General features: G+C 63.0%; 25 protein-coding genes and 1 tRNA gene. 12 read left to right on the top strand and 14 right to left on the bottom strand.

Going from position 1 to position 24567, the window contains the following annotated elements; genetic code table 11:
- Nucleotides 1-271: hypothetical protein (locus EK16_RS12560; protein WP_231573670.1), on the bottom strand; the 271-nt coding region annotated here is incomplete at its 3' end.
- A gap of 403 nt (nucleotides 272-674) precedes the next feature.
- Here EK16_RS12560 and EK16_RS10385 point away from each other — a divergent pair.
- The 10 genes from EK16_RS10385 to EK16_RS10340 all read left to right on the top strand — a co-directional run bounded on the left by EK16_RS10385 (nucleotide 675) and on the right by EK16_RS10340 (nucleotide 7688).
- Nucleotides 675-1226, top strand: a complete 552-nt coding sequence (locus EK16_RS10385) for an HK97 family phage prohead protease (RefSeq protein ID WP_051929250.1) — start codon at nucleotides 675-677, stop codon at nucleotides 1224-1226.
- 18 nt (nucleotides 1227-1244) lie between these two features.
- On the top strand, nucleotides 1245-2510 hold the full coding sequence (locus EK16_RS10380) for a phage major capsid protein (RefSeq protein WP_038036809.1): 1266 nt from the start codon (nucleotides 1245-1247) through the stop codon (nucleotides 2508-2510).
- Between the two features lie 201 nt (nucleotides 2511-2711).
- Nucleotides 2712-3278: a head-tail connector protein gene (locus EK16_RS10375; RefSeq protein WP_038036808.1), complete on the top strand. Its 567-nt coding sequence runs from the start codon at nucleotides 2712-2714 to the stop codon at nucleotides 3276-3278.
- An 80-nt stretch (nucleotides 3279-3358) separates the two neighbouring features.
- Nucleotides 3359-3736, top strand: coding sequence for a phage head closure protein (locus tag EK16_RS10370; protein ID WP_038036806.1), 378 nt, complete (start codon nucleotides 3359-3361; stop codon nucleotides 3734-3736).
- A 205-nt stretch (nucleotides 3737-3941) separates the two neighbouring features.
- Nucleotides 3942-4349, top strand: coding sequence for a DUF3168 domain-containing protein (locus EK16_RS10365; RefSeq protein ID WP_038036804.1), 408 nt, complete (start codon nucleotides 3942-3944; stop codon nucleotides 4347-4349).
- A gap of 58 nt (nucleotides 4350-4407) precedes the next feature.
- On the top strand, nucleotides 4408-4818 hold the full coding sequence (locus EK16_RS10360; RefSeq protein WP_038036801.1) for a phage major tail protein, TP901-1 family: 411 nt from the start codon (nucleotides 4408-4410) through the stop codon (nucleotides 4816-4818).
- A 623-nt stretch (nucleotides 4819-5441) separates the two neighbouring features.
- On the top strand, nucleotides 5442-5789 hold the full coding sequence (locus EK16_RS10355; RefSeq protein ID WP_369793095.1) for a gene transfer agent family protein: 348 nt from the start codon (nucleotides 5442-5444) through the stop codon (nucleotides 5787-5789).
- Between the two features lie 48 nt (nucleotides 5790-5837).
- Entirely contained in the window at nucleotides 5838-6161 is a 324-nt protein-coding gene (locus EK16_RS11650) for a phage tail assembly chaperone (protein WP_051929249.1), read from the top strand.
- 15 nt (nucleotides 6162-6176) lie between these two features.
- Nucleotides 6177-6830, top strand: coding sequence for a phage tail tape measure protein (locus tag EK16_RS10345; protein WP_156098574.1), 654 nt, complete (start codon nucleotides 6177-6179; stop codon nucleotides 6828-6830).
- 222 nt (nucleotides 6831-7052) lie between these two features.
- Nucleotides 7053-7688, top strand: a complete 636-nt coding sequence (locus EK16_RS10340) for a DUF2460 domain-containing protein (protein WP_038036796.1) — start codon at nucleotides 7053-7055, stop codon at nucleotides 7686-7688.
- A gap of 106 nt (nucleotides 7689-7794) precedes the next feature.
- Here EK16_RS10340 and EK16_RS10335 read toward each other — a convergent pair.
- The 11 genes from EK16_RS10335 to EK16_RS10280 form a co-directional block, all read right to left on the bottom strand.
- Nucleotides 7795-7869, bottom strand: a tRNA-Val gene (locus EK16_RS10335).
- 97 nt (nucleotides 7870-7966) lie between these two features.
- Entirely contained in the window at nucleotides 7967-8326 is a 360-nt protein-coding gene (gene cpdR, locus EK16_RS10330) for a cell cycle two-component system response regulator CpdR (RefSeq protein ID WP_038036794.1), read from the bottom strand.
- A gap of 257 nt (nucleotides 8327-8583) precedes the next feature.
- The gene (locus tag EK16_RS10325) at nucleotides 8584-8868 is read right to left on the bottom strand and encodes a hypothetical protein (protein ID WP_038036790.1); all 285 of its coding nucleotides are present in this window, start codon (nucleotides 8866-8868) and stop codon (nucleotides 8584-8586) included.
- Nucleotides 8868-9899: a peptidoglycan -binding protein gene (locus EK16_RS10320; RefSeq protein WP_038036787.1), complete on the bottom strand. Its 1032-nt coding sequence runs from the start codon at nucleotides 9897-9899 to the stop codon at nucleotides 8868-8870. The genes EK16_RS10325 and EK16_RS10320 overlap by 1 nt, the downstream gene beginning before the upstream one ends.
- Nucleotides 9900-9993: 94 nt before the next feature.
- Complete coding sequence (locus EK16_RS10315; RefSeq protein ID WP_038036785.1) at nucleotides 9994-10992, bottom strand: hypothetical protein; 999 nt, start codon at nucleotides 10990-10992, stop codon at nucleotides 9994-9996.
- A 152-nt stretch (nucleotides 10993-11144) separates the two neighbouring features.
- Nucleotides 11145-11933 (bottom strand): inositol monophosphatase family protein, encoded by a 789-nt coding sequence (locus EK16_RS10310; RefSeq protein WP_038036783.1) that lies wholly within the window; start codon nucleotides 11931-11933, stop codon nucleotides 11145-11147.
- A gap of 89 nt (nucleotides 11934-12022) precedes the next feature.
- Nucleotides 12023-12589 carry an elongation factor P gene (efp, locus tag EK16_RS10305; RefSeq protein WP_038036782.1) on the bottom strand — a complete coding sequence of 189 codons (567 nt, stop codon included), beginning with the start codon at nucleotides 12587-12589 and terminating at the stop codon, nucleotides 12023-12025.
- Between the two features lie 280 nt (nucleotides 12590-12869).
- Nucleotides 12870-15305 carry an endopeptidase La gene (gene lon, locus EK16_RS10300; protein WP_038036924.1) on the bottom strand — a complete coding sequence of 812 codons (2436 nt, stop codon included), beginning with the start codon at nucleotides 15303-15305 and terminating at the stop codon, nucleotides 12870-12872.
- A 1167-nt stretch (nucleotides 15306-16472) separates the two neighbouring features.
- A complete protein-coding gene (clpX, locus tag EK16_RS10290; protein ID WP_038036780.1) occupies nucleotides 16473-17744 on the bottom strand; it encodes an ATP-dependent Clp protease ATP-binding subunit ClpX in 1272 nt (423 codons plus the stop codon).
- Between the two features lie 475 nt (nucleotides 17745-18219).
- The gene (locus tag EK16_RS10285) at nucleotides 18220-18846 is read right to left on the bottom strand and encodes an ATP-dependent Clp protease proteolytic subunit (RefSeq protein WP_038036779.1); all 627 of its coding nucleotides are present in this window, start codon (nucleotides 18844-18846) and stop codon (nucleotides 18220-18222) included.
- A 214-nt stretch (nucleotides 18847-19060) separates the two neighbouring features.
- Entirely contained in the window at nucleotides 19061-20509 is a 1449-nt protein-coding gene (locus tag EK16_RS10280; protein WP_038036923.1) for a dihydrolipoyl dehydrogenase, read from the bottom strand.
- A 156-nt stretch (nucleotides 20510-20665) separates the two neighbouring features.
- Between EK16_RS10280 and trxC the strand changes: the two genes are divergently transcribed.
- Together trxC and EK16_RS10270 are read left to right on the top strand one after the other, a co-directional pair.
- Complete coding sequence (gene trxC, locus EK16_RS10275; RefSeq protein ID WP_038036922.1) at nucleotides 20666-21100, top strand: thioredoxin TrxC; 435 nt, start codon at nucleotides 20666-20668, stop codon at nucleotides 21098-21100.
- Nucleotides 21101-21222: 122 nt separating this feature from the next.
- Nucleotides 21223-21432, top strand: coding sequence for a DUF1674 domain-containing protein (locus EK16_RS10270; protein WP_038036778.1), 210 nt, complete (start codon nucleotides 21223-21225; stop codon nucleotides 21430-21432).
- Nucleotides 21433-21517: 85 nt separating this feature from the next.
- Here EK16_RS10270 and queF read toward each other — a convergent pair whose 3' ends face one another.
- Both queF and rnr read right to left on the bottom strand, forming a co-directional pair.
- Complete coding sequence (gene queF / locus EK16_RS10265; RefSeq protein ID WP_051929248.1) at nucleotides 21518-21988, bottom strand: preQ(1) synthase; 471 nt, start codon at nucleotides 21986-21988, stop codon at nucleotides 21518-21520.
- Nucleotides 21989-22059: 71 nt separating this feature from the next.
- Nucleotides 22060-24384 carry a ribonuclease R gene (gene rnr / locus EK16_RS10260; RefSeq protein ID WP_081910478.1) on the bottom strand — a complete coding sequence of 775 codons (2325 nt, stop codon included), beginning with the start codon at nucleotides 24382-24384 and terminating at the stop codon, nucleotides 22060-22062.
- Nucleotides 24385-24567 lie beyond the last annotated feature (183 nt).

Genomic DNA, 24567 nt, shown 5'->3' with positions numbered 1-24567 from the left:
GGGGGGGGGGGGTAGGAGATAATTGTGTTTTATTTCTCTCCCCCACCGCGTCACAGCCGGGCTTTGTCCCGGCTGTCCAGGGGCGATTGACGCATTCGGTGATGGCCGTCAGGAACGGGTCTTCCGGGCTTAAGCTCTTACCGCCGGAAGGATATTGCACATCCTTACCCAACCGTTCGGTGGGATTTTCAACCCTGCCTGAGGCAGGGATGGCGGGGTAACATACCCCGCCCAAACGTTTAAGGAACGGGATACAATCCCGTTCCGGCATTTTATATCCATACGGCTCACATCAAATCTGGTGGCGAATGCCGTCGTTCTCCAAAACCGCCTCAGTCCGTGGCCCTGGATTGCCGGAACACGTCCGGCAATGACGTTTTTTGTGGTTTATCAATGAGTTAAACAACAAACTCTTAACTCATGGAAAGTCTCTTTCCTCGGTCGATTCGGCAGCAACATCATGTTTCCCCGTTTTTTGAACAGTGGCGGCTCAGGCCCGGTACAGGCAAGGTAAGGCTGTGACGCAGCCAGGGGTGCAGGGTTCAAACCCCCGCCGAACTTTTCGTTCGAGGTTGAGAACATCTTCAGGCGAGGGAGGAGCTTCTTCCGGCGAGGTCTTTTCTTTTTTTGCTTCTGGAACAAAACATAAACACGCAATCTGGCAAGAGGAACGCATGCCCATTCGTATCGACGCGGCCGGGGCGTTTGCCGGCTATGCCTCGCTGTTTCATGTGCGGGACGATTCCGGGGACATCGTGCTGCCGGGGGCGTTTCGGCGCTCGCTGAAGCGTTCGGGCGCGGCGGGCGTGCGCATGCTCTGGCAGCATGACGTGCGCCGGCCCATCGGTGTCTGGCGCGAAATTCGCGAGGACTCCCGCGGCCTGTTCGTGCGCGGGCAGCTGGCGATTAAGAGCTTTGCCGGGCGCGAGGTGGCGGAGCTCGTCCGCATCGGGGCGGTGGACGGCCTGTCCATCGGCTTTCGCACCATTCGCGCCAGCCGCGATGCCTTGCGCAAGGCGCGGCTGCTGCACGAGGTGGAGCTGTGGGAGATCTCGCTGGTGACCTTTCCGATGCTGCGCAGCGCCCGCATCGGCCCCCTGCAGGAACCGGCGCGGCCGACGACGGCGCTGGGGCGGGTGCTGGCGCCGGTGCGGGCGGGACAGCCGCCGCCTGTGCTGCGCAGCGTGCAGGCGCGGAGAGCGCATTCTGACCGACTTCATCCATGACAGACAAGGAGAGCCTTCATGACCGACACGTCCCACGAACCCCTTGAGACCAAGGTGGCCTTTGCGCCGGGTGATGCAGCGCAGGCCGAGGCCGTGCATGACGAGATGATGCGGGCGCATGCGGCGTTTACGGAGAGCAATGATGCGCGTCTTGCCGAAATGGAGGCGCGCGGCCAGGCCGATGTGCTGCTGGAAGAGAAGCTTGCGCGCATTAATGCGGCCCTGGATGCCTATGAGAAGCGCCTGAACACACTGGCGCAGCGGGCGGCGCGGCTGCCGCTTGCGCATGCGGCCCATGAGGAGGAGAGCGCCGCGGAGGAGCACAAGGCGGCGTTTGAGCGCTATATGCGCGCCGGCGATGCCTCACGCCTGCAGCGGCTGGAGGAAAAGGCGCTTTCGGCCGGATCGGATGCGGACGGCGGCTATCTCGTGCATGAGGAGCTTGAGCGCACCATCGGGCACATGCTGAGCGAGGTTTCGCCGATCCGGGCCGTTGCCGGGCACAGGCGCATCTCCGCCGGCGTTTACCGCAAGCCCTATGCCGTCTCGCGCCCGGCCACGGGCTGGGTGAGCGAAACCGCCTCGCGGCCGGAAACGGCGGCGCCGCAGCTGGCCGAGCTGCGCTATCCGGCGATGGAGCTTTATGCCATGCCGGCGGCAACGCAGACGCTGCTGGACGATGCGGCGGTCGACATCGGGCAGTGGCTGGCGGATGAGATCATCACCGCCTTTGCCGAACAGGAAACGGACGCCTTCGTCAACGGCGACGGCAGCAGCCGGCCACAGGGCTTTCTCTCGGTGCCGACGGTGGCGGACAGCGGCTGGAGCTGGGGCAAGCTGGGCTTTCTCGCCACGGGCGTGGACGGCGATTTTCCGGCATCCCATCCGTCCGACGTGCTCATCGATCTCGTCTACGCCCTGCGCTCCGGCTATCGGCAGAACGCGGTGTGGGTGATGAACCGGCGCACGCAGAACGTCATCCGCAAGTTCAAGGACGCCAACGGGAATTACATCTGGCAGCCGCCGGCGAGCGCCAGCGCCCGGCCGACGCTGATGGGCTTTCCGGTGGTGGAAGTGGAAAGCATGCCCGATATCGCCGCAGGCGCAGCGGCCATCGCCTTCGGCGATTTCCGCCGCGGCTATCTCGTCGTCGACCGCAGCGGCGTGCGGATCCTGCGCGACCCGTTCACGGCCAAGCCCTATGTGCTGTTCTACACGACAAAGCGCGTGGGCGGCGGCGTGCAGGACTTCGCCGCAATCAAGCTGCTGAAGTTCGCGGCCTGAGCAGGAACAAGACCGGGAAGCGCATATTTTGCGCTTCCCGCTCATTCAAAATCATTCGCAACGCATGGAGCAAATTATTTGGACATTTGTGGGCTTACGCCAGTGTGACGATGCGGGTGTCGTGTGCGGGACAGGAGCGGGCGCGCCTAACTGATTGATTCAGCCAAAATTCTCCCCGACAACACGAGGTTTTGCAGCATCATGCCCTTAAGTCTGCGCACGCCTCCGGCGGCGCTGCCGATTGAGCTTGCCATGCTCAAGGCGGAGCTGCGTATTGAGGGGGCGGATGAGGATGTTTTTCTTCAGACACTGATCGCAGCGGCCACACGGCGGGTGGAGTTCGAATGCGGTCTGGCGCTGATTGATCAGTCCTGGCGGCTGCTCAGGGATGCCTGGCCGCGAAACGGGATTCTGACCATTCCGCTGCATCCGGTGCGGGCGGTGACGTCCCTGAAAGTGATCAAGGATGGCGTGGCGCTGACACCGCCGGTGACACACTATACAGTTGATCTTTCCGGGCGGCCGGCGCGCATTCGCGCCCGGCCCGGCTTTCCGCAGCCGGATTGCGGCCTCAATACCGTGCAGGTGGATATCGATGCTGGTTTCGGCCCCGATCCAAGTGCCGTGCCGGAGGATCTGCGGCTGGCGGTGTGCCGGCTGGCGGCGCACTGGTATGAGGACCGGGCCGGGCTTGAGGACTGTCCGCACCTGCCGGGCGCTGTGCGGGCTTTGCTCGCCCCCTGGCGGATGCCAAGGCTAGGGGCATGACGGGCAAAGAGCCCTTCTTTTTCCGCGTCCGGACACCCCCTCACTCATCTCACACACATGCAAAAAAGCGCTTCTGAACCATGACCCGATGCTCCTGCCGCGGCGGGGGCCTGCGCCGGCACGGACGCAGGCCTGCGCGCCGCCTGCCGCTGAACTGGCGGCTCACTCTGCAAAAGCCGGTGACAACGGATGACGGCGCCGGGGGCGAGATGATGGCCTGGCGGGATCATGCCACCGTCTATGCGGCGCTCATCCCCCTATGCGCCCGGGATGTGCTGTTTGCCGGGATGGAAAGCGGCGAAGTGCTGTGGGAGGTGCGACTGCGCTGGCGTGATGATGTTCAGGCCGGTGATCGCTTCCTGCGCAGGGATGGCGCCTTGCTCCTGGTGCAGGCGGTCTTCGACCCCGATGGCCGGCGCCGCTTTCTGATCTGCCGATGCCTCGAGCGGCCCCAGTGAGCCGCCCTGCCCCTCCTCCCTCCCCCGCCGGGGCCGCTTGAGCACGAAGCGCCGCCGCCTGCCCTTCAAGACGCGCGCCCTTCTCTGCCCGGGGCGCGGTTTTTCAGGGCGGCGGCGGCGCTTCTTTCTTCCGAACGACAGAGCCCAAAGGCGCGTTCTGGCCCGTTCTTCAAATCCGTGTGCATGAACAGGAGGGATACAGCCCATGCATCCCGCTCTTGCCCTGCAAAAAGCGATGATTGCGCGGCTGCGCGATGATGCCATTCTCACCGCCCTGCTGGGCGGGCCGCATGTTCACGACCGGCCGCCGCGGCGGGCGCCGCTTCCGCATGTGGTGTTGCACGAGATCGAAACGCGGGCCTGGGACACCTTCCGCCACCGAGGGCACGAGCACAAGGTGACCTTTCACATCTGGAGCGAACACGGCGGCAAGAGATGGGCCTATGAGATCATCGCGCGCATGGACGAGCTGCTCGATGATGCGCCGCTTGCTCTTGACGGGCATCACCTCGTGAACCTGCGCACCATTTTCTGGACGGCGCTGCAGGCGCGGCGGGAGCGGCTGTTTCAGGGCGTGATGCGCTTAAGAGCCACGACGCAGCCGGTGTCGTGATCCTTTTTCGGCGCGCTCTTTTGCCCTTTTCACGAAAACGGATCAGGGAGATGTTCTCATGGTGGCACAGAAAGGCAGGGACCTTCTGCTGAAGATCGATGACGGCAGCGGCAGCTTCGTTACCGTGGCGGGCCTGCGCGCGCACCGGCTGGCCTTTCAGGCGGAGCGGGTGGATGCCACCCATCAGCTTTCGCCGGAGAACTGGCGGGAGCTTCTGGCCGGAGCCGGCGTGCGCAGCGCCTCGATCTCGGGCAGCGGCATTTTTCTCGACGCGGCGAGCGATGCGCGCTTTCGCGCCCTGTTCTTTGCCGGGGACGTCGCCACCTTTCAGGTGATCATCCCCCATTTCGGCATCGTGGAAGGGCCGTTTCAGATCGTGGCGCTGGAATACACCGGGCGGCACGACGGAGAGCTGGCTTTTGAAGTGAGCCTGGAATCGGCCGGACAGCTTACGTTCTCGGCCTTGTGAGCACAGGCTTCACGGGCGTGTCCCGGGAATTGAGGGGCGGTTTGGCATGCGCTGATGGCCGTCAGGAATAGCACTTCCGGGCTTAAGCGCTCCGCCGGAAGGATGTTTCATATCCTTACCCAACAATTCGGCACGGTTTCAGGCCTCGCTCAGTTTTTGGGAGACATGCGGCTCCATACTGCTCACTGGTCAAGGCCGATGCTTGCCACGACTGTCTCTCTTTTGGCCCTGGATTGCCGGCACAAAGGCCGGCAATGACGTTTTCCTGTGTCTTATCAATGAGTTAAATAAACACATACCGCCTGAACATACTACACGACACAACGTTGCCATCTTTCTCGTCACCCCGGCGAAAGCCGGGGTCTCGGGCCGCAAACTCTTGCGTTTGTGGCCTTAGATACCGGCTTTCGCCGGTATGACGATACAAGTGTCGTGTAGCGTGCCGCCGAAAGCTAGATTGATTCTAATGCAGCGGGCGGCAGGCAGGGAAAACGCATAATCCTCACCTCCCCCTACCAGGGGGAGGTCGGCGCGAAGCGCCGGGAGGGGGTCGGGCCGCAAGCGCAGAGGACAGTTTGATGAATTTTCGGTCGGGTTATCAGGCAAACATAAAAGGAGGGGGATTGATGCAGCATAATCCGGTGCGCGGGGAAGTTGTGGTCCGTTTTGGCGGGCGCAGCTGGCGGCTGTGTCTGACGCTGGGGGCGCTGGCGGAGCTGGAGGATATGCTGAACGTGCCCGATTTGACGGCGCTGGCGCAGCGTTTTTCGGAAGGGCGCATCTCCGCGCGGGATCTCATTGCCCTGATCACGGCGGGGCTGCATGGGGGCGGCCATGCCGTTTCACCGGAGGATGTGGCGCGCATGGCGCATGCGGAAGGGCTGACCGGTTTCATCGCCGTGGCGGCGCGGCTGTTGCAGGCCACCTTTCCGGAAGAGCCCGGTGCCGATGCTGCGGATGAAAAGGCGTAAAACGGATGGTGATGCGGGCACAAGCGCATTGAGCGGACGTGTGCGGCCATGAGCACCAGGAAGGAAGCCCGGCCGGAAAAGGCAACGGCTGCGCAAGCGGGCCATCGGCAGGGCAAAGGGCGCAAGGAGCGGCTTCTGGCGCGGAGCATCGACTATCTAGCGCTGCTGCGACAGGCAGTTCTGCTTGGCATTGCGCCTGAAGAGTTCTGGCGGATGACGCCGCGGGAGATTGCCGCTGTGCTCAAAATCGGCGCACAGGCTGCGGCACCCCCCTCCCGGCAGACCCTGAAGGCTTTGATGCGGCGCTGGCCGGATGCACCAAAAGAATCGCAGCTTTTCAAGGCCGGCGCGGGCGGCAGCAAAGATGCATGAGGATGTGACCAGACGATGCGGGAAGAGCATTGGGCGGAACGCTTTGACGATGCCGTGGATGCGGCGCTTTCGAACTTTCGCGGGCTGAGCCGGTTTGAGGGCCTTGCGCTGCCGGTGCGGCTGGATACGGGCGCGCTGCAGAAGGATCTTGCGCGGCTTTCGCAATTGGCGGACCGTTTTTCGCATACCATGTCGGCGGCCTTTGCCCGGGCCGTTATCTCCGGCAGGCGCTTTTCCGACGTGTTGCGCGGGTTGATGCTGCAACTTTCGCGCATGGCGCTGCAACGGGGGTTTGATGTTCTGTTCTCAGGATTGCGCACGGCCATGGGCGGCTTTCTGAACGGGCTGTTTGCATCCACGGGAGGCGTTGCGGGCGTATCATCCCGCATCACCGCCTTTGCCAAGGGCGGCGTTGTTGCTTCGCCGCAGGTCTTCTCCCTGTCCGACGGCGGTCTGGGGCTGATGGGTGAAGCGGGGGCGGAAGCCATCCTGCCCCTGATGCGCGGGCCGGACGGGCGGCTGGGCGTGCGCGCTCATGGCAATGGGACGGCGCAGGTCAACGTGACCATGCACATTACCACGCCGGATGCGGAAGGCTTTCGCCGCAATCGCGGCCGCATCGCCGCGGAACTGGCCCGTGCGGTGGCCGAGGGCCAAAGGCAGATGTGAGGGCGGGTTGTAAGGGCAAGTTTTTTCATGAAATCCAGAGCCATTCTTGGAATGGTTTTTTTCATACGGCTTACCGCCGGAAGGATATTTTTATCCTTACCCAACGGTTCGGCGGGGTTTGCCCCCCCGCCTAAAGCATCAATGGCGGGGTAACATACCCCGCCAAGATGTTGAAGGAACGGGATAAAATCCCGTTCCGGCATTTTAGGGGACGCATCATCCATGACCGCCTTTCATGACGTGCGCTTTCCGCTGGATATTGCGCGGCGGGCGATGGCGCATATCGAGCGCCGCACGGATGTGGTGGTGCTGGCCTCCGGCCATGAGCAGCGCAACGCACGCTGGCGTTTTGCGCGGCGGTCCTGGCAGGTGGGCTATGGCATCAAGACCATGGACGACCTGCACCGGGTCATCGCCTTTTTCGAGGCCCGGCGCGGGCGGCTTTATGCCTTTCGCTTCCGTGACTGGGCGGACTGGAAATCCTGCCCGCCGCTTGATGTGCCGGCGCCCACGGATCAGGAGATCGGCCGCGGCGATGGCGTCACCACCCGCTTTGCCCTGGTCAAACGCTATGGCGATGCCGCCGGCGAGAACCTGCGACGCATTACGCGCCCGGTTCCGGGAAGCGTGCGCGTGGCGGTGAACGGGGCGGAACGTTCAAGCGGGTTTTCGGTGGATCATGCCGGCGGCTTTATCCTCTTCGACGCGCCACCGGCTTCAGGGGCGGTGATTACCGCAGGCTTCGAATTCGATGTGCCGGCGCGTTTCGATGCGGATGCGCTGCGTATCGACCTGCAGAGCTTTCGCCATGGCGCCGCGCCGGAGATCGAGATCGTGGAAGTGCGCGAAGCGCCGTGAGTTTTTATCCGAGAGCGCGTTTCAGCGTAATGAAGCAGGAAAGGGGGGGGAAAGGGTGTGGCCCGTCAGGCCAAACATGACAGAGAGAGAAAATTCAAAGGAGGGATGGTGGGCGGTACTGGGATCGAACCAGTGACCCCTACGATGTCAACGTAGTGCTCTACCGCTGAGCTAACCGCCCACATGCACCGCCGATATATCGGCAAAGGCGCCGGCTTGCAAGCCTTCTCTCCGGCTTATGGCGCGAAGAATGCACGCGCCCGGTTTCCCATACGCTATCACGCCGCCATCATCCGGCGCACCTCATCCACGAGCTGACGCAGATGGAAGGGCTTGGAGAGAATCTGCGCCTCCTTCGGCGCCTTGCTGTCCGGATTGAGCGCCACGGCGGCGAAGCCGGTGATGAACATGATCTTCAGATCCGGATAGCGCTCCGCCGCCCGCCGCGCCAGCTCGATGCCATCCATCTCCGGCATGACGATATCGGTCAGCAAAAGGTCAACGGGCTCTTTCTCCAGAGCCTCCCAGGCGCTGCGCCCCTCGCCGAAATCGATCACGGTATAGCCCGCTTTCTCCAGGGCCTTCTTGAGAAAGCGACGCAGCGCCTGATCGTCTTCCGCAAGCAGAATCTTCGCCATGGTTCCGCATGCTCCCGCAATCTTCTCAACCGCCGGCCGCACGTTTTGACCGCCTTGAGGGCCAGCGGCGCCCCCACACCTGATTCTCTAGCTCATTCACAAGCTTGCCGAAAGCCCATCGTGCATGGAAATTTCCACAACGACAGCATGGCGCTTGCGCCATCCATTATCGCCGCAAGACGACAAGAATGGGTGAACGCCGACACTCTGCCGCGTCGCTTGCCGGGATGCGGAAAAACTCCAGCCTCCCCGTGGGATTAGGGAAGCACATAAATGGTGAGCAGGTGCCAGAGGAGATAGAGCGCGAAGAGATAGCCCAACCCGCGGCCGATGCGCCGCCCCCAGACCTCGGGCCAGTCCTGCGGCGTGGGCTCTTCCGAGCCGGGCACGCCGGCGCCGCCTGCGATCTTCTCGCCCTGCTCGCTTAACGCGGCAAGCGCCCGCGCCATGCGCCGCCGCGCCGCCCCTTGCGGATCGCGCCCCTCCTCGCGCGCATCAGGCAGGCCATCGTCGCGTTTCTTCCGAGAATCCTCGTTTAACATCAGCGCTCCGTCAGTTTCAGCTCGATGCGCCGGTTCTTGGCCTTGGCCTCCTCCGTATCGCGCGGATCGAGCGGATGGAATTCGCCAAAGCCCGTCGCCGCCAGTCGCTCCGGCGGCACACCCTTGGAGATGAGATATTTCACCACGGATATGGCGCGCGCGGCAGAAAGCTCCCAGTTGGACGCATACCTGGGCGTATGGATGGGATCGGAATCAGTATGACCATCCACGCGCAGGATCCAGTTGATATCCGGCGGGATCTGCTTTTCCAGCTCCTTGATGGCCTCCGCCAGCTTGTCCAGCTCGCGCTTTCCTTCCTCGGTCAGCTCCGCGCTGCCCTTGGGAAACAGCACTTCCGCCTGAAACACGAAGCGATCGCCCACGACGCGAATGTCGGCGCGCTGCGAAAGAATGCGCCTGAGCCGGCCGAAGAATTCCGAACGATAGCGCGAAAGCTCCTGCACCCGCCGCGCCAGCGCCGCATTCAGGCGCTTGCCGAGATTGGCAATCTGGGCCTTGGCCTTGCGGTCGCGCTCTTCCGCCGCCTCCAAAGCGGCGTTGAGCAACTGCACCTGACGGCGCAGGGCCGCGATCTGCTGATTGAGCAGCTCGATCTGGGCCAGGGCCTCGGCCGAAATCTTCTTTTCCGCCGCCAGCTTGCTGCGCAGATCCGCCACCAGGGCGGAAGCCTTGCCCTCCTTGCCTTGCGCCGCCGCCAGGGCCGCGGAGAGCGAGGCCACCTTGCCCCGTTCGGCATTGAGATCATCCGTGAGCGCCGCCAGCGTCGATTCGAGCCGGGCCTTGGCCGAGCGCTCCAGAGCCAGCATCTCGGACAGCTCGGCGATCTGCTGGCGCAGCTTGGCCAGCACCGTATCCTGTCCCGAAAGCTCCCGCGCCTGCATGAACTGGGCCACGACGAAGATGGTCAGCACGAAGATGATGACAAGCAGAAGCTGGGCCATGGCATCCACGAAGCCCGGCCACATCAGCCCCTGCTCTTCTCGCCGTCGTCTGCCGGGAATGCCGGCCATGCGCGCTCCCTTCTCACCTTTCTCGCCGCATCACCAGACGGCCTTGTTGAACCACATGGATCCTTAAGTGGGCTTCAAAGAGCCTCATGAAGCCTCATTGCCACTTGCGGCGCATCTCGCGCAGCAGATCCTTGATCTCCGTCTGCTGTTTCGTCTGATGCTCCGCCCAGGCCCGCATCACCTGCTGTTCCTCGCGCATCTGTTCCACCACACCAGCGATGGCATCGGCCAGACGGTCCAGGGATTCGGTGCCGCCCGCCGCCGGGGCTTCCAGCCGGTGGCGCAAGACCTGCTCGATGCGTTCCAGCGCCGCCTGCACCTCGGACAGATCCATGTGCAAAAAGCCCGGGGCCTCCAGAACACCGCCGCCCTCGCCCGCCTCGATGTCGGTGATGGTGGCCAGCCATTCTTCCACCTCGTTGTAGAAGCGGTTCTGCGCCTGCGCCGCCTGCAGGTCGAGAAAGCCCAGGATCAGCGATCCGGCCAGGCCGAACAGAGAGGACGAAAACGAGGTGCCCATGCCGGCCAGCGGCGCCTCCAGCCCCGCCTTGAGCTCCTCGAAGATGGTGGCGGCCTCCGCCGCCTTGACATCGAGATTGCGGATGACATCGCCCACTGAGCCGATGGTCTGCAACAGGCCCCAGAAGGTGCCGAGCAGCCCGAGGAACACAAGCAGGCCGATGAGATAGCGCGAAATGTCCCGCGCCTCATCCAGGCGCGCCGCCAGGGAATCGAGCAGAGAGCGCAGCGACATCGGCGTGAGCACCGCCCCGCGCCGCGCGCCGAGCAGGGCGGCCATGGGCGCAAGCAGCCGTGGCGTATAGGGAATCTCAAGCGAAGGATCGGCGATGCGGAAACGGTTGATCCAGTTCACTTCCGGAAACAGCCGGATCACCATGCGGAAGGTGTAGAGAATGCCGAGAAACAGCGTGAACAGGATCAGGCCGTTCAGCCCGGGATTGGCCAGAAACGCCGTCTTGATCTGCGGATAGAGGATCGCCGCGATGATGCCCGCCAGCAGCAGGAAGACGACCATGCGTAACAGATAGATCCGCGGCTTGGCCACCACCTGCGCATCCAGTTCCTTCGTCATGCCGCATCCGCTCCCGGGGTGCGCGAGCGCCCGCCTTCATCGGCGCAATCGGCTTAAAGCGCCCGCATGCCAACGCTTCGTCTTGCGTCACATTAGCGCAACAGCGCAAGGCCGTGCAAAGGCGAAATGCCGGAAACGGACAAATGGCGGGCTCACTTCACCGCGCGCAGGATAATGGCCAGCTCCGGAAACACCTCCGGCGCCGCCGCCAGGATGTTGCCGGTCTTGAGAACGTCGGGGCCGCCATCAAGGTCCTCCACGCGCCCGCCCGCCTCGCGTACGAGAAGAACGCCGGCGGCGATGTCCCAGATCTTCAGCCCCCGTTCCCAGAACCCGTCGAACCGCCCGGCCGCCACCCAGGCGAAATCCAGGGAAGCGGCGCCAAACCGGCGCAGGCCCGCCACCTGTTCCTGCACCACCGCCAGCTCACGGCGGAAGCGGGCAAGATCGGCCCGCCCGCGATGCGGACAGCCATTGACGATCACCGCATCGCGCAAGCCCCGCCGCGCCGAACAGCGGATGCGCCGGTTGTTGAGAAAGGCGCCGCGCCCCTTCTCGGCCACGAACATCTCATCACTGATCGGGTTGTAGACAAGGCCGGCCACGATCTCCCGCCCGCGCTTGAGCGCGATCGACATGGCGAAATGCGGAATGCCGTGAATGAAGTTCGTGGTGCCGTCGATGGGGTCGATGATCCAGGCATGCTCGCCGTCGCCGGCCTCATCCTCGCCCTCCTCAAGGATAAAGCCATAGCCGGGCCGCGCTTTCTTGAGCTCCTCATGCAGGATCTCCTCGGTGCGGCGGTCCGCCCGCGTGACGAAATCGGCAGGCCCCTTGCGGGAGACCTGCAAGTTCTCCACCTCGCCAAAGTCGCGGCGCAGGTGGCGCGCAGCCTTTTGCGCCGCCTTGATCATGACGTTGAGCAGAGCCGAGTGGATCATGAGTTCTCCGGCCTTTTCCGTATCTTGCGGATCGCGGCGAACGCGCCGTTTCGTGATGAGAACGCTGCGGCAGCCTGCAGCGCCTGCGCTCAGTCACTGGCGCGCTTCACATAGGTGAGATCCTGGGTGTTGACCACGATCTTCTCGCCTGCGGAAATGAACGGCGGCACCATGATGCGCACGCCATTTTCCAGCACCGCCGGCTTGTAGGAAGAGGCCGCCGTCTGCCCCTTGACCACGGGCTCCGCCTCCACCACCTCCAGCGTCACATGCAGCGGCAGCTGCACGCCAAGCGGCTTGCCTTCATGGGATTCGACGGTCACGGTCATGCCGTCCTGCAGAAAGGCCGCCCGGTCGCCCAGAAACTCCTTTGGCAGCTCGATCTGCTCATAGGTCTCCATGTCCATGAAAACCAACATGTCGCCCTGTTCATAGAGATACTGATAGTCCTTCTGCTCCAGGCGCACGCGCTCCACCGTCTCCGAGGAACGGAAGCGCTCGTTGAGCTTGGTGTTGCCCACGACGGACTTCATCTCCACCTGGGCATAGGCGCCGCCCTTGCCGGGCTTGACGTGTTCCACCTTGGTCACCACCCAAAGCTGATCCTTGTGTTTCAGCACGTTGCCCGGCTTGATCTCGTTGCCCTGGATCTTCATCAGCTCACCTCGGCCTCAATCTCTCGTGATGAATCGCATGCGAAAGCCGGCCTGCCCCTGAAAAGAAGGGGGCTTCATTCACGCAAACTTTGCCGACCGGTTCGCTTCGCGCCCTTCCTATAGCCAAAGCGCACGCTTGTTAAGCCCGAAAGGGCCAGCCCTTGCGCGTTTTTTCATGACGCAACGCAAAGAGCGCCCGGCCGCTTCAGACCGGGCGCTCCTTAAAGCGTGTTCGTGCACAGATCCTGCAGCCTGCATCCGCAGGATGCCTTTTTCGCCCTCAATGGGCGCGGGAAGCGCTCTCTTCGCACTCCTTGCCCTTGAGCGCCGCAGCGCGGGCTGCCTCCTCCGCGGCCTCGTCCCATTCGATGGGCTGCGGCTTTTCTTTCAGTGCCACCTCCAGCACCTTGTCCACGTGCGCCACGGGGATGATCTCCAGCCCGGATTTGACGTTGTCCGGGATCTCGGCAAGATCCTTCACGTTCTCCTCCGGGATCAGCACCCTCTTGATGCCGCCGCGCAGCGCCGCCAGCAGCTTCTCCTTCAGGCCGCCGATAGGCAGCACCCGGCCGCGCAGCGTGATCTCGCCGGTCATGGCCACATCATGGCGCACCGGAATGCCGGTCAGCACCGAGACGATGGCGGTGACCATGGCAACACCGGCGGACGGGCCGTCCTTGGGCGTGGCGCCCTCCGGCACGTGCACGTGGATATCACGCTTCTCGAACAGCGTCGGCACAATGCCGAACTCCGGCGCCCGCGAGCGCACATAGGAGGCCGCCGCGGAGATCGACTCCTTCATCACGTCGCGCAAGTTGCCGGTGACGGTCATCTTGCCCTTGCCGTACATGTCCACGGCCTCGATGGTGAGCAGCTCGCCACCGGTCTCCGTCCAGGCCAGGCCCGTGACCACACCCACCTGATCCTCGCGCTCCGCCTCGCCATAGCGGTACTTGGGAACGCCGAGGAAGTCCTCCAGGTTCTTCTCTGTCACCCGGATGCGCTTCTTGCGCGTGGTCACCAGCTCCTTGACGGCCTTGCGCGCGATCTTGTTGATCTCGCGCTCGAGATTGCGCACGCCGGCCTCCCGCGTATAGCGGCGGATCACAGTGATGAGGGCATCGCGGGTGATCGTCAGCTCCTCCTTCTTCAGCCCGTGCGCCTCCAGCGCCTTGGGGATGAGGTGCCGCCTGGCGATCTCCAGCTTCTCATCCTCGGTGTAGCCGGCGATGCGGATGATCTCCATGCGGTCCAGAAGCGGCGCCGGGATGTTCAGGGTGTTGGCCGTGGTGATAAACATCACCTGCGAGAGGTCGTATTCCACCTCCAGGTAATGATCCATGAAGGAGCTGTTCTGCTCCGGATCCAGCACCTCCAGAAGCGCCGCCGCCGGATCGCCGCGATAGTCCATGCCCATCTTGTCGATCTCGTCGAGCAGGAAGAGCGGATTGACCGTCTTCGCCTTTTTCATCGACTGGATGATCTTGCCGGGCATGGAGCCGATATAGGTGCGGCGATGACCGCGGATCTCCGCCTCGTCACGCACGCCGCCCAGCGACATGCGCACGAAGTTGCGCCCCGTGGCCTTGGCGATGGACTTGCCAAGCGAGGTCTTGCCCACGCCGGGCGGGCCGACAAGGCAGAGAATGGGCCCGCGCAGCTTGTTGGTGCGCTGCTGCACGGCGAGATACTCGATGATGCGCTCCTTGACCTTCTCCAGCCCGTAGTGATCGGCGTCCAGCACCTTCTGGGCATAGTCCAGATCCTTCTTGATGCGGGACTTCTTGCCCCACGGGATGGAGAGCAGCCAGTCCAGATAGTTGCGCACCACGGTGGCCTCGGCCGACATCGGGCTCATCTGGCGCAGCTTGCGCAGCTCGGCCTCCGCCTTTTCGCGGGCCTCCTTGGAGAGCTTGGTCTTCTTGATGCGCTCCTCCAGCTCGGCGAGCTCGTCCTCGCCCTCGCCGCCGCCAAGCTCCTTCTGGATGGCCTTCATCTGTTCGTTCAGGTAGTACTCGCGCTGGGTCTTCTCCATCTGCTTCTTGACCCGGTTGCGAATGCGCTTTTCCACCTGAAGCACGGAGATTTCACCCTCCATGAGGGCATAGGCCTTCTCCAGCCGCTTGGCGATGTCGGCGATCTCCAGAAGCTCCTGCTTCTCGGAGAGCTTCACCGCCAGATGCGCCGCCACCGTATCGGCAAGCCGCGAACGGTCCTCGATCTGGGAGATGGTTTCCAGCGCCTCCTGCGGCACCTTCTTGTTGAGCTTCACATAGGTGGCGAACTGATCCACCACGGTGCGCGCCAGCGCCTCGGCCTCCGCCTCGTCGGAAACCGTCTCCTCAATCGGCTCGTATTCCGCCTCGAAATAGCTGGTCTCCTCGGTGTAGCGCAGAATGCGGGCGCGCTCCACGCCCTCGACCAGCACCTTCACCGTGCCGTCGGGCAGCTTCAGAAGCTGCATGATGGTGGCGATGGTGCCCACCGAATAGATGTTCTCCGGCGCCGGCTCGTCGTCAGCCGGGTTCTTCTGCGCCACAAGCAGGATGCGCTTGTCGCGCTCCATCACTTTTTCGAGCGCGCGAATGGACTTCTCGCGCCCCACGAAGAGAGGCACGATCATGTGCGGAAACACGACGATGTCGCGCAGCGGCAACACCGGAATGGTCTGCCGCTGAGGCAGCTCGATCTGCTTGGTTTCGGGCAGATCCGTCATGGTCCTGTTTTCCTTTCCTGTTATCGTTTTGGGCCTGTTCCGCGCCCCGCCGTTCATTCTGAAACGCGCCCGCGCCCTGTATCATTCACGGACGCCTTAAAGCCGGGACATGGGCGGCTTGAACTTCTACGCGACATCACGAATCCGGTCAGGCGATTATGGACAGATTCTGCGCCCCGCCGCAATCACGTGTCGCCTCCCTTGCACAGGGACGGCCGCCCAAACAGGCCGTTTCCGTATGCTCAAAATGGGATGCCTGCGCCATGATTTCAAGTTCTTTGGAATGATTCTGAATTTCTTTTCCGCCCGTGGGAAAGCCTCTTGCCTTCATTCTTTTTCCGCAACTGCCAAGAAAGCGTGAAAAAGAGGCACAAAAAAGGGGCGATGCCCACACTAAACGACACATGCATCGTCATACTGTAAATCGGTCCACCACTGGCCCAGAAAATTCAGGAGGCATGATGTTGCCGTCAAATCGACCGAGGAAAAAGACTTTTCGTAAGTTGCACACTACACGACACAACGTCGCCATCTTTCTCGTCACCCCGGCGGAAGCCGGGGTCTCGTGTCGCAAACTCATGCGTTTGTGGCCTGAGATACCGGCTTTCGCCGGTATGACGGTATAAGTGTCGTGTAGTGTGCATAAGTGGGGTTGGTTTTTAACTCATTGATAAACCACATGAAACGTCTTTCCCTGCCCCCAGCCTGTCCCGGGCTTGAACCGGGATCCCGGCAATCCAGAGCTAGAAATGGAGTGGTTTTGGAGAACGACGGCATTCGCCAAAAGGTTTGATTTGAGTCGGATGGAAAAAATGCCGGAACGGGATTGTATCCCGTTCCGGAACGTTTTGGCGGGGTATATTACCCCGCCGAACTCTTCCTGAAGGATATGAAATATCTTTCCGGCGGTCAGGCATAAAAAAGGGGATGCCACCTCTTCGATGTCATCCCCCGGATTCCGCACAAAGCTTGTTCTGCTCTTTTCCGCGCCGGTCGTGTCCGTGGCGAGAGCGAAGTAACTTTTTGAGTTCAAACGAAAATTCGCTTTTCAGCGAATTTTCGTGCCACCCACCACCCCGCGCCCCCGCCCAACCACCCGATATTATGCACCTAACAGGGCGCTTGGGCGGGAGCGCGGGGCGGTTTTGTGGATTACCAATTGGACTCTCAGGCCGAGGCCTCTTCCTTGCTCTCCTCCTTGTCGGCATAGATGAGCAGCGGCTTGGCCTCGCCCTCCACCACCTCCTCGGTGATGACCACTTCCTGCACGCCTTCCATGGAAGGCAGATCGAACATGGTATCGAGCAGGATGCCCTCCAGGATGGAGCGCAGGCCGCGCGCGCCGGTCTTGCGTTCGATGGCCTTGCGGGCGATGGCGCGCAGGGCGTCGTCGGTGAAGGAGAGCTCCACGTTTTCCATCTCGAACAGACGCTGATACTGCTTCACCAGCGCGTTCTTCGGCTTGGTGAGGATCTGCACCAGCGCATCCTCGTCCAGATCCTCCAGCGTCGCGATCACCGGCAGACGCCCGACAAATTCCGGGATCAGGCCGAACTTGAGCAGATCCTCTGGCTCCAGCTCCTGCAACAGCTCGCCGGTGCCGCGCTGATCCTCCTCCTTCACCTCGGCCTTGAAACCGATGCCGGACTTGTCACCACGGCGGGCGATGATCTTCTCCAGCCCGGCGAAGGCACCACCGCAGATGAAGAGAATGTTGGTGGTGTCCACCTGCAGGAACTCCTGCTGCGGGTGCTTACGCCCGCCCTGGGGCGGCACCGAGGCGATCGTGCCTTCCATGAGCTTGAGCAGGGCCTGCTGCACGCCCTCGCCGGATACATCGCGCGTGATCGACGGATTGTCCGACTTGCGCGAGATCTTGTCGATCTCGTCGATGTAGACGATGCCGCGCTGGGCCTTTTCCACATTGTAGTCCGCCGCCTGCAGGAGCTTCAGGATGATGTTCTCCACATCCTCGCCCACATAGCCCGCTTCCGTCAGCGTGGTGGCGTCGGCCATGGTGAAGGGCACATCGAGAATGCGCGCCAGCGTCTGCGCCAGCAGCGTCTTGCCGCATCCCGTGGGGCCGACGAGCAGGATGTTGGACTTGGCCAGCTCCACGTCATCATTCTTGGAAGCGTGCTTGAGGCGCTTGTAGTGGTTGTGCACGGCCACCGCCAGGATGCGCTTGGCGCGATCCTGCCCGATGACATAATCGTTGAGCACGTCGTAGATTTCCTTCGGCGTCGGCACGCCGTCGGCAGACTTCACCAGCGAGGTCTTGTTCTCCTCGCGGATGATGTCCATGCACAGCTCGACACACTCGTCACAGATGAAGACCGTCGGGCCGGCAATCAGCTTGCGCACCTCATGCTGGCTCTTTCCGCAGAAAGAGCAGTAGAGGGTGTTCTTGCCGTCGTTGCCGTTGGTGTCCTTGCTCATGAAAGCTCCTTCAAGGCTTCTTGACGACCCCGGCCGGAAGGAACCGGCCGCGATCGGGACTTCCTTGCAGGCCACACCGTGCCCGCCTTCAGAAAACTAGGACAGGCACGAGCGGCATTCAAGCTTTGCCACGAGACCGCGCATTGCTCCACAGGCAAAACCCGCATCTGGCGCCCGTGCACAGGCGGCATGCACGCAATCGCGCGACCTGAGGTATTGAGCGGCCATCACATCGCGCCAACATCGATTCGGCACACCGCACCAAGCGAGAATAGCACGTTCCCGCCAACGGCTTCCCGTTCCATGCATTCACACGGTTAACGAACGGGAACCACATGTGACTCTAGCCGCCCCACCTTGTCCGAGGCAGGCCTCATTCCGCCCATCGGGAGCCCTCGCCGGCGCCTTATCAAAGACCACACGCCCTGTCGTTTTCTCGCACAGTGATGCGCCGCGCGCTGCATCCGCTCATTCATCATTCAGCGGCCGTGGGGCGTTTCTCGATCACTTCGTCCACCAGCCCGAGCTCGCGCGCCTTCTCCGCCGTGAGGAAGGTGTCACGATCCAGCAGCTCTTCGATCTGTTTCAGCGGCATGCCGGTGTGCTTGTGATAGATCCGGTTCAACCGGTCGCGCAGCTCCAGAATTTCCTTGGCATGGCGCTCGATGTCCGCCGCCTGCCCCTGCACGCCGCCGGAGGGCTGATGCACCATGATGCGGGCGTTGGGCAGGGCATAGCGCATGCCCGGTTCGCCGGCGGCCAGAAGAAGCGAGCCCATGGAAGCGGCCTGACCGATCACGGTGGTGGAAACCGGCGGCTTGATGAACTGCATGGTGTCATAGATCGCCAGGCCTGAGGTGACCACGCCCCCGGGCGAATTGATGTACATGGCGATCTCCTTCTTCGGGTTCTCCGCCTCGAGGAACAGAAGCTGCGCCACGATCAGCGTGGCCATATGATCCTCGATGGGGCCGGTGATGAAGACGATGCGCTCTTTCAGCAGGCGGGAATAGATGTCATAGGCCCGCTCGCCCCGGGCGGTCTGCTCCACCACCATGGGGATGAGCTGCATGCGCTCAAGCCGTTCGATGGGATCTGTCATCGATGATCTCCTGTCTATGCATTCCGGCGAGGATTTCTGCGCAAATACCAGGGCGCACGCGCAAGAATCCCCCTGCGACGCTTTCGGGCTCCCTTCTAGCCCCATCCGGCCGCATCCGCAAAGCCCGCAGCATGTCCTCTTTGCGAAGCGGAAAGGCCAAGGGCCGCAGGAATGCGTGTTTCAGGCCCTTTCCTGCCGCACACGGCCGCCCTGATCATTCGGCAAATGGCACATCCGGAATGCCCGGCACCTTCACCGAATCGGGAAGCTGACCATAGGCATCGTGCAGGGCGTTTTGCAGGCCCTCCTCAATCACCGGATGATAGAAGGGCATGGCGATGAGATCGGCGATCGTCGCCTGCCGTTCCATCGCCCAGGCCAGTTCGTGAGCGATGTGCTCGCCGCGGGGGATGCACATCTCCGCCCCGAGCAATCTGCCATCTTCCGTGCCCGCGTAGATGTGCAGAATGCCGCGGTTGGCCTTCATGACGCGGGCGCGGGCCTGGGTGGAAAAGTCACGCTCACCGACGACGAAGCCCTCGTCCTCCACCAGCCGCGCATCCAGGGCGGCGAAGGTTTCGCCCACCATGGCGATATTGGGGTCGGTAAAGACAATGGCCAGCGGCACCTTGCGGCGGAAGCGGCGCACTTCGCCGCCCTTGGCCAGGGTGGCGGCATTGTAGCCGGCAATGCGTCCCTCATCCGCCGCCTCGTGCAGGATCTGGCGCTCGCCGTTGGCATCGCCGGCGATAAAAATGGCGGTGTCACCGATGCGCATGGTCTGCCGGTCGAAATCGGGCAGGCCGCGCTCGTCAAGGGCAATGCCCGTCGCCTCCAGATTGAGCCTGTCCAGATTGGGGCGGCGGCCCAGCGCCACCAGCACCTTGTCCACCACCGCCTCGTTATCGCCGGCCTTGACGCGAATCGCACCGTTCTCCGCCGGCTCCAGCTCCGCCGGCGCCCCCAGCCAGATGGGAAACTCCTCCCGGAATAGGGACAGCGCGCTATAGGCCACGCCATCATCGGTGAGCCCGCCGATGGTCTCTTTCATGTCCACGCCGACGATCTCGATCCCCAGCCGGGAGAGGGCCTGACCCATCTCCAGGCCGATCACGCCCATGCCGAGCACGGCCATGCGCCTGGGCAGATCCTCCTGCTCGAAGAGCGTATCGGTGGTGAGAAGCTTGTCCGGCCCGAAGGTGTCCAGCCAGGCCTGCGGCACGATGGGCCGGGACCCGGCGGCGATGACAAAGGCCTTCGCCCGGATCGTCTCGCCCCCCGCTTCCACCGCATCTGGGGCGACAAACCGCGCCGGCGCCGAGATCAGCTTGCCGGCATCGGCGAGCTTCTGCGCCTTGCCGGCGGGGCCGGAGGCGAAACCATCGCGCATCTTGCGCACATGCGCCAGCACCGCGCGCACATCCGCCCGCACATCCTCGCCGCCGTGAATGCCCTGCACCGCGAAGTGATGCCGCGCATGCCAGAGGTCATCGGCGGCCTGGATGAGCACCTTGGACGGCATGCAGCCCACGCGGGCGCAGGTGGTGCCCAGCGGGCCGGGATCGATGATGACAAAATTGCGCGTAATCCGCGCCACCTGTCCGGTGGCATAAAGCCCCGCCGAACCGGCCCCGATGATACACACGTCCACTTCCCGGGTCATGCCCCTCTCCTTATTTTGCCTTTTCCGGCGCCGCCGCCAGGAAACCTTCATGGGCGCGACGCCGAAAGTGAGTCTGGAAATGCCTTCGTGCCTCCCTATATGCTGGAAGATGGTTCGTGTCATCTGCTTTTCACGCATTCAAGCGGGGAGAAAGTCATGAGCGAGGGCCTGCAGATCGTCTGTCCCAACTGCGGGGCGGTCAACCGCATTCCCGCCGGCAAGCCCGTGGAGAAGGCCAAGTGCGGCAAGTGCGGCGCCAAGCTGTTCACCGGCAAGCCCGTTGAGGTTACCGATGCCATTCTGCCCAAGCTGATTGCGCGCAATTCCACACCTGTGGTCGTGGATTTCTGGGCCGAATGGTGCGGGCCGTGCAAGATGATGGCGCCCGAATTCGCCAAGGCCGCGGCGGCAATGGAGCCAAAGGTGCGATTCGCCAAGCTGGATACCGAGCGCAACCCCGTCTCGGCCGCGCATTTCGGCATCCGCTCCATTCCCACCATGATCCTGTTCAAGGACGGAAAACCCGTCGCCCAGACGGCCGGCGCCATGCGCGCGGAGCAGATCAGACAGTGGATCGAAAGCCACCTGTAATGCCAAGTTGCGCATACAAGCGCGCAGGACGATGAACCCACCGCCCCGGTGCAACTGAACATGCGGGGCGGTGGTTTTCAAAGACGCGTTTTTCTCAGCACGGTGAGGATGGACAGGCGGCCATGAGCATCGATCCCGAAACCTATCGCCGCAATCTTGAAAAGGCGGCCCGCGCCGCCCGTGCCGAAGCAGAAGCGCGGCGCCGCGCACAGGCCGGCAAGACGCAGGCGTACACATCAGAGAAGAGCCCGAAGGAAATCGGCGGCCCGGAAGGCCCGGAACCCACCCGCTATGGTGACTGGGAGCGCAAGGGCATCGTCAGTGATTTCTGATCGGGCCTTGTGCGCACGGGCCAAACCGGTGCCTTTGCACAGCCCTTCGCCCTCTGGCGTTTCCCCTTATGCATCCCGCCCGCCTTCAGCGCGGCAGGAGCGTTTGCGGCTGGGGCAGAAGCGGCAGGGCGAAGTCCTTGGCCGCAGGCGTCTTGACATGTTCGGCCGTCACCGTGATGGCAATCCCGCCGCGCACGTTAAACTGCCCGACCACGCGGATGTAATGGGGATCAAGCGCCGCAACCAGATCATCGAGAAAGACGTTGGTGCCGTGCTCGTGAAACACGCCCTCGTCACGGAATGACCAGAGATAGAGCTTAAAGGATTTCGATTCCACAATCTTCTCATCCGGCACATAGTCCACGCGGATGCGGGCGAAATCGGGCTGGCCGGTCAGCGGACACAGGCAGGTAAACTCCGCCGTCTCCAGCGTGACCAGATAGAACCGCCCCTTTTCCGCCCGGTTGGGAAAGGCCTCCAGCTTGCGCTGCGGCCTGGCCTTGCGCCCGAGCAGGGTCAGATCCTTCAGGTCCTCCGGCTTGGTCGTCTCCGCCATGTCTCTTCCTTCCCCTCACATTTCGCCATCAGGGGCATTTTCAGACGCGCTCCCCAGCGCCGCCACATTCCCTACCGCCGCCGCATTCCCTTGCGCACGGGGCGCGCCTTGCGGCGTGCGGCCGCCAGCAGCCGGGGTTGAAGACGCGCCGGCTTGCCCGTCTTGCCGTGGCTGACCAGCTCGAAACGCAAGCCACCCGCCACCGGCGCCACTTCCAGAAGCCGCACCTCGACAAGATCGCCCAGTTGAAAGGTCTCGCCCGTGTTGCGCCCGATAAGGGCATGACGCGTCTCATCATGCACGAAATAGTCACCCCGCAGCGAAGAGATCGGCACAAAGCCGTCCGCGCCATTCTCCTCCAGCGCCACGAAAAGGCCGGCGCGGGTCACTCCCGTGATCCGCGCCCAGAACGTGGCCCCGACCCGCTCGGCCAGATAGCGCGCCATCATGCGATCCACCGTGTCGCGCTCCGCCGCCATGGAGCGGCGCTCGCAGGCGGTGATCAGTTCCGCGGTCTCCTGCATGTGTTCGATGTCGTACCTGGACAATCCGCCCTCCCCCAGTTTCAGCGCCGAAACAAGAGCGCGGTGCACGATGGTGTCCGCATAACGGCGGATGGGAGAGGTGAAATGCGCATAGCGCGGCAGGTTCAGGCCGAAATGGCCGATGTTGTGCGTGTCATACACGGCCTGTGACTGCGTGCGCAGCACCATCAGGTTGACCACGTGCTCGTATTCCGTGCCCTTCACCCGCTCAAGAATGCGGTTGAAATGCATGGGCTTGACCTTCTGCCCCAGGGGGGCGGAAAGGCCCAGTGTCTTGAGAAATTCGGCCAGGGCATGGATCTTGTCCGGCGCCGGGGCGTCATGAACGCGATAAATGAGCGGCATGCCCTTTTCTTCCAGGGTCTCCGCGGCGGAGACATTGGCCTGGATCATCAGCTCCTCAATAAGCCTGTGCGCCTCAAGCCGCACCGGCGAGACCACGCGTTCAATCAGGCCGGTGGCATCGAGAATAAGCTTGCGCTCCGGCACATCCAGCTCCAGCGGCCCGCGGCGGCGACGGGCCGCCATCAGCGTGTCATGACAGGACCACAGGGGCTTGAGCACCGTATCCAGAAGCGGCGCGGTCTCTTCGTCGGGATAGCCATCGATCGCCTTCTGTGCCTGCTCGTAGGTGAGAAAGGCGGCCGAGCGCATCACCACCCGTGCGAAGCGATGGCGGATCTTGTTGCCGTGCTTGTCGAAGGTCATGAAGCAGGCAAGCGCCGGCCTGTCCTCGCCCGCCTTGAGCGAGCACAGATCCGTTGACAGCCGCTCCGGCAGCATCGGCACCACCCGGTCGGGAAAATAGGTGGAGTTGCCGCGCAGCCGCGCCTCCGCATCCATGGCCGTGCCCGGCCGCACATACCAGGAGACATCGGCAATGGCCACGATCACCTTGTGCCCGCCTTCGTTCTTCGGGTCATCATCCGGCGCCGCCCATACCGCATCGTCGTGATCGCGGGCATCGGGCGGATCGATGGTGACCAGCGGGATGTGCCGGATATCCTCCCGCCCCTCGGGGCTGAAGGGAGAAAGCGCCTCCGCCTCCTTGAGAACCTCGTCCGGAAATCTGTCGCGGATGCCCTGCTCGTGAATGGCGATGAGCGAGATGTTGCGCTGATCGTCCACATCGCCCAGCCGCTCCATCACCCGCGCCCAGGCCACACCGCTGCGGCGTTCGCGGCGGATGAGCGCCCGCACCAGCTCGCCGTCGCGCGCGCCGTTCACATCCTCGGGCCGGACCGGGAAATTGCTGCGCGCCCGCTTCTCCACCGGAACGATATAGCCGCCCGCATCCCGCGCATGCTTGCGAAACACGCCGAGTATCTCGTCCGCCGCGTGATCGATGCGGCGGATCACCCGCGCCCTGTAAGGATACGGGCCTTCCTTCAGCCTGAAGATGCGGGCGAGAACCCTGTCGCCCACGCCGATCGGCCGGCGCCCGCGCGCCGTGCCGCCGTCCTTTTCCTGAATCAGCACCTTCGGCGTCGGCCCGTCCGTTTCCTCGTCCCATACCGTGGGGCGGGCGATGAGCTCTCCCTCCTCGTCGGTATCGATCACATCGAGCACGGCAATGGTGGGCAGTTCTCCCTGCCCGGTCAGCGCCTTGCCCCGGCGCGCAATCATTCCCTTTTCGGTCATTTCCTTCAGCCGCTGCTTCAGCGCGATGCGATCAGCACCGCGAATGCCAAAGGCGCGCGCAATTTCCCGCTTGCCCACCTTGCGCTCGGACGTACGGATGAATTCGAGGATTTCCTCCTCGCTCGGCAGCACGCCGCCCTTCTTCTTGCGGCTGTTTGCGGAAGCCTTTTTCCTGGGCTTGCCGGAAGAGGCCTTTTTCCCTTTGCTCATCGTGCCTGCCTGAAACGTTCGGATTCATTCAAGGCCGTCTCCTGACGACCTGCCAATTCAACGGGCACCATGCAGGCTTCCGCCTTATCCTGCAAGATGCAGCCCTGCAATGCCGCATCGGACCACATCGAAATGCACACTACACGACACAGCGTCGCCATCTTTCTCGTCACCCCGGCGAAA

The sequence above is a fragment of the Thermopetrobacter sp. TC1 genome, assembly GCF_000746275.1.
GTDB lineage: Bacteria > Pseudomonadota > Alphaproteobacteria > Rhizobiales > Aestuariivirgaceae > Thermopetrobacter.
Note: the sequence above shows the minus strand (reverse complement) of the source record. Positions and strands in the feature narration are given on the sequence as shown.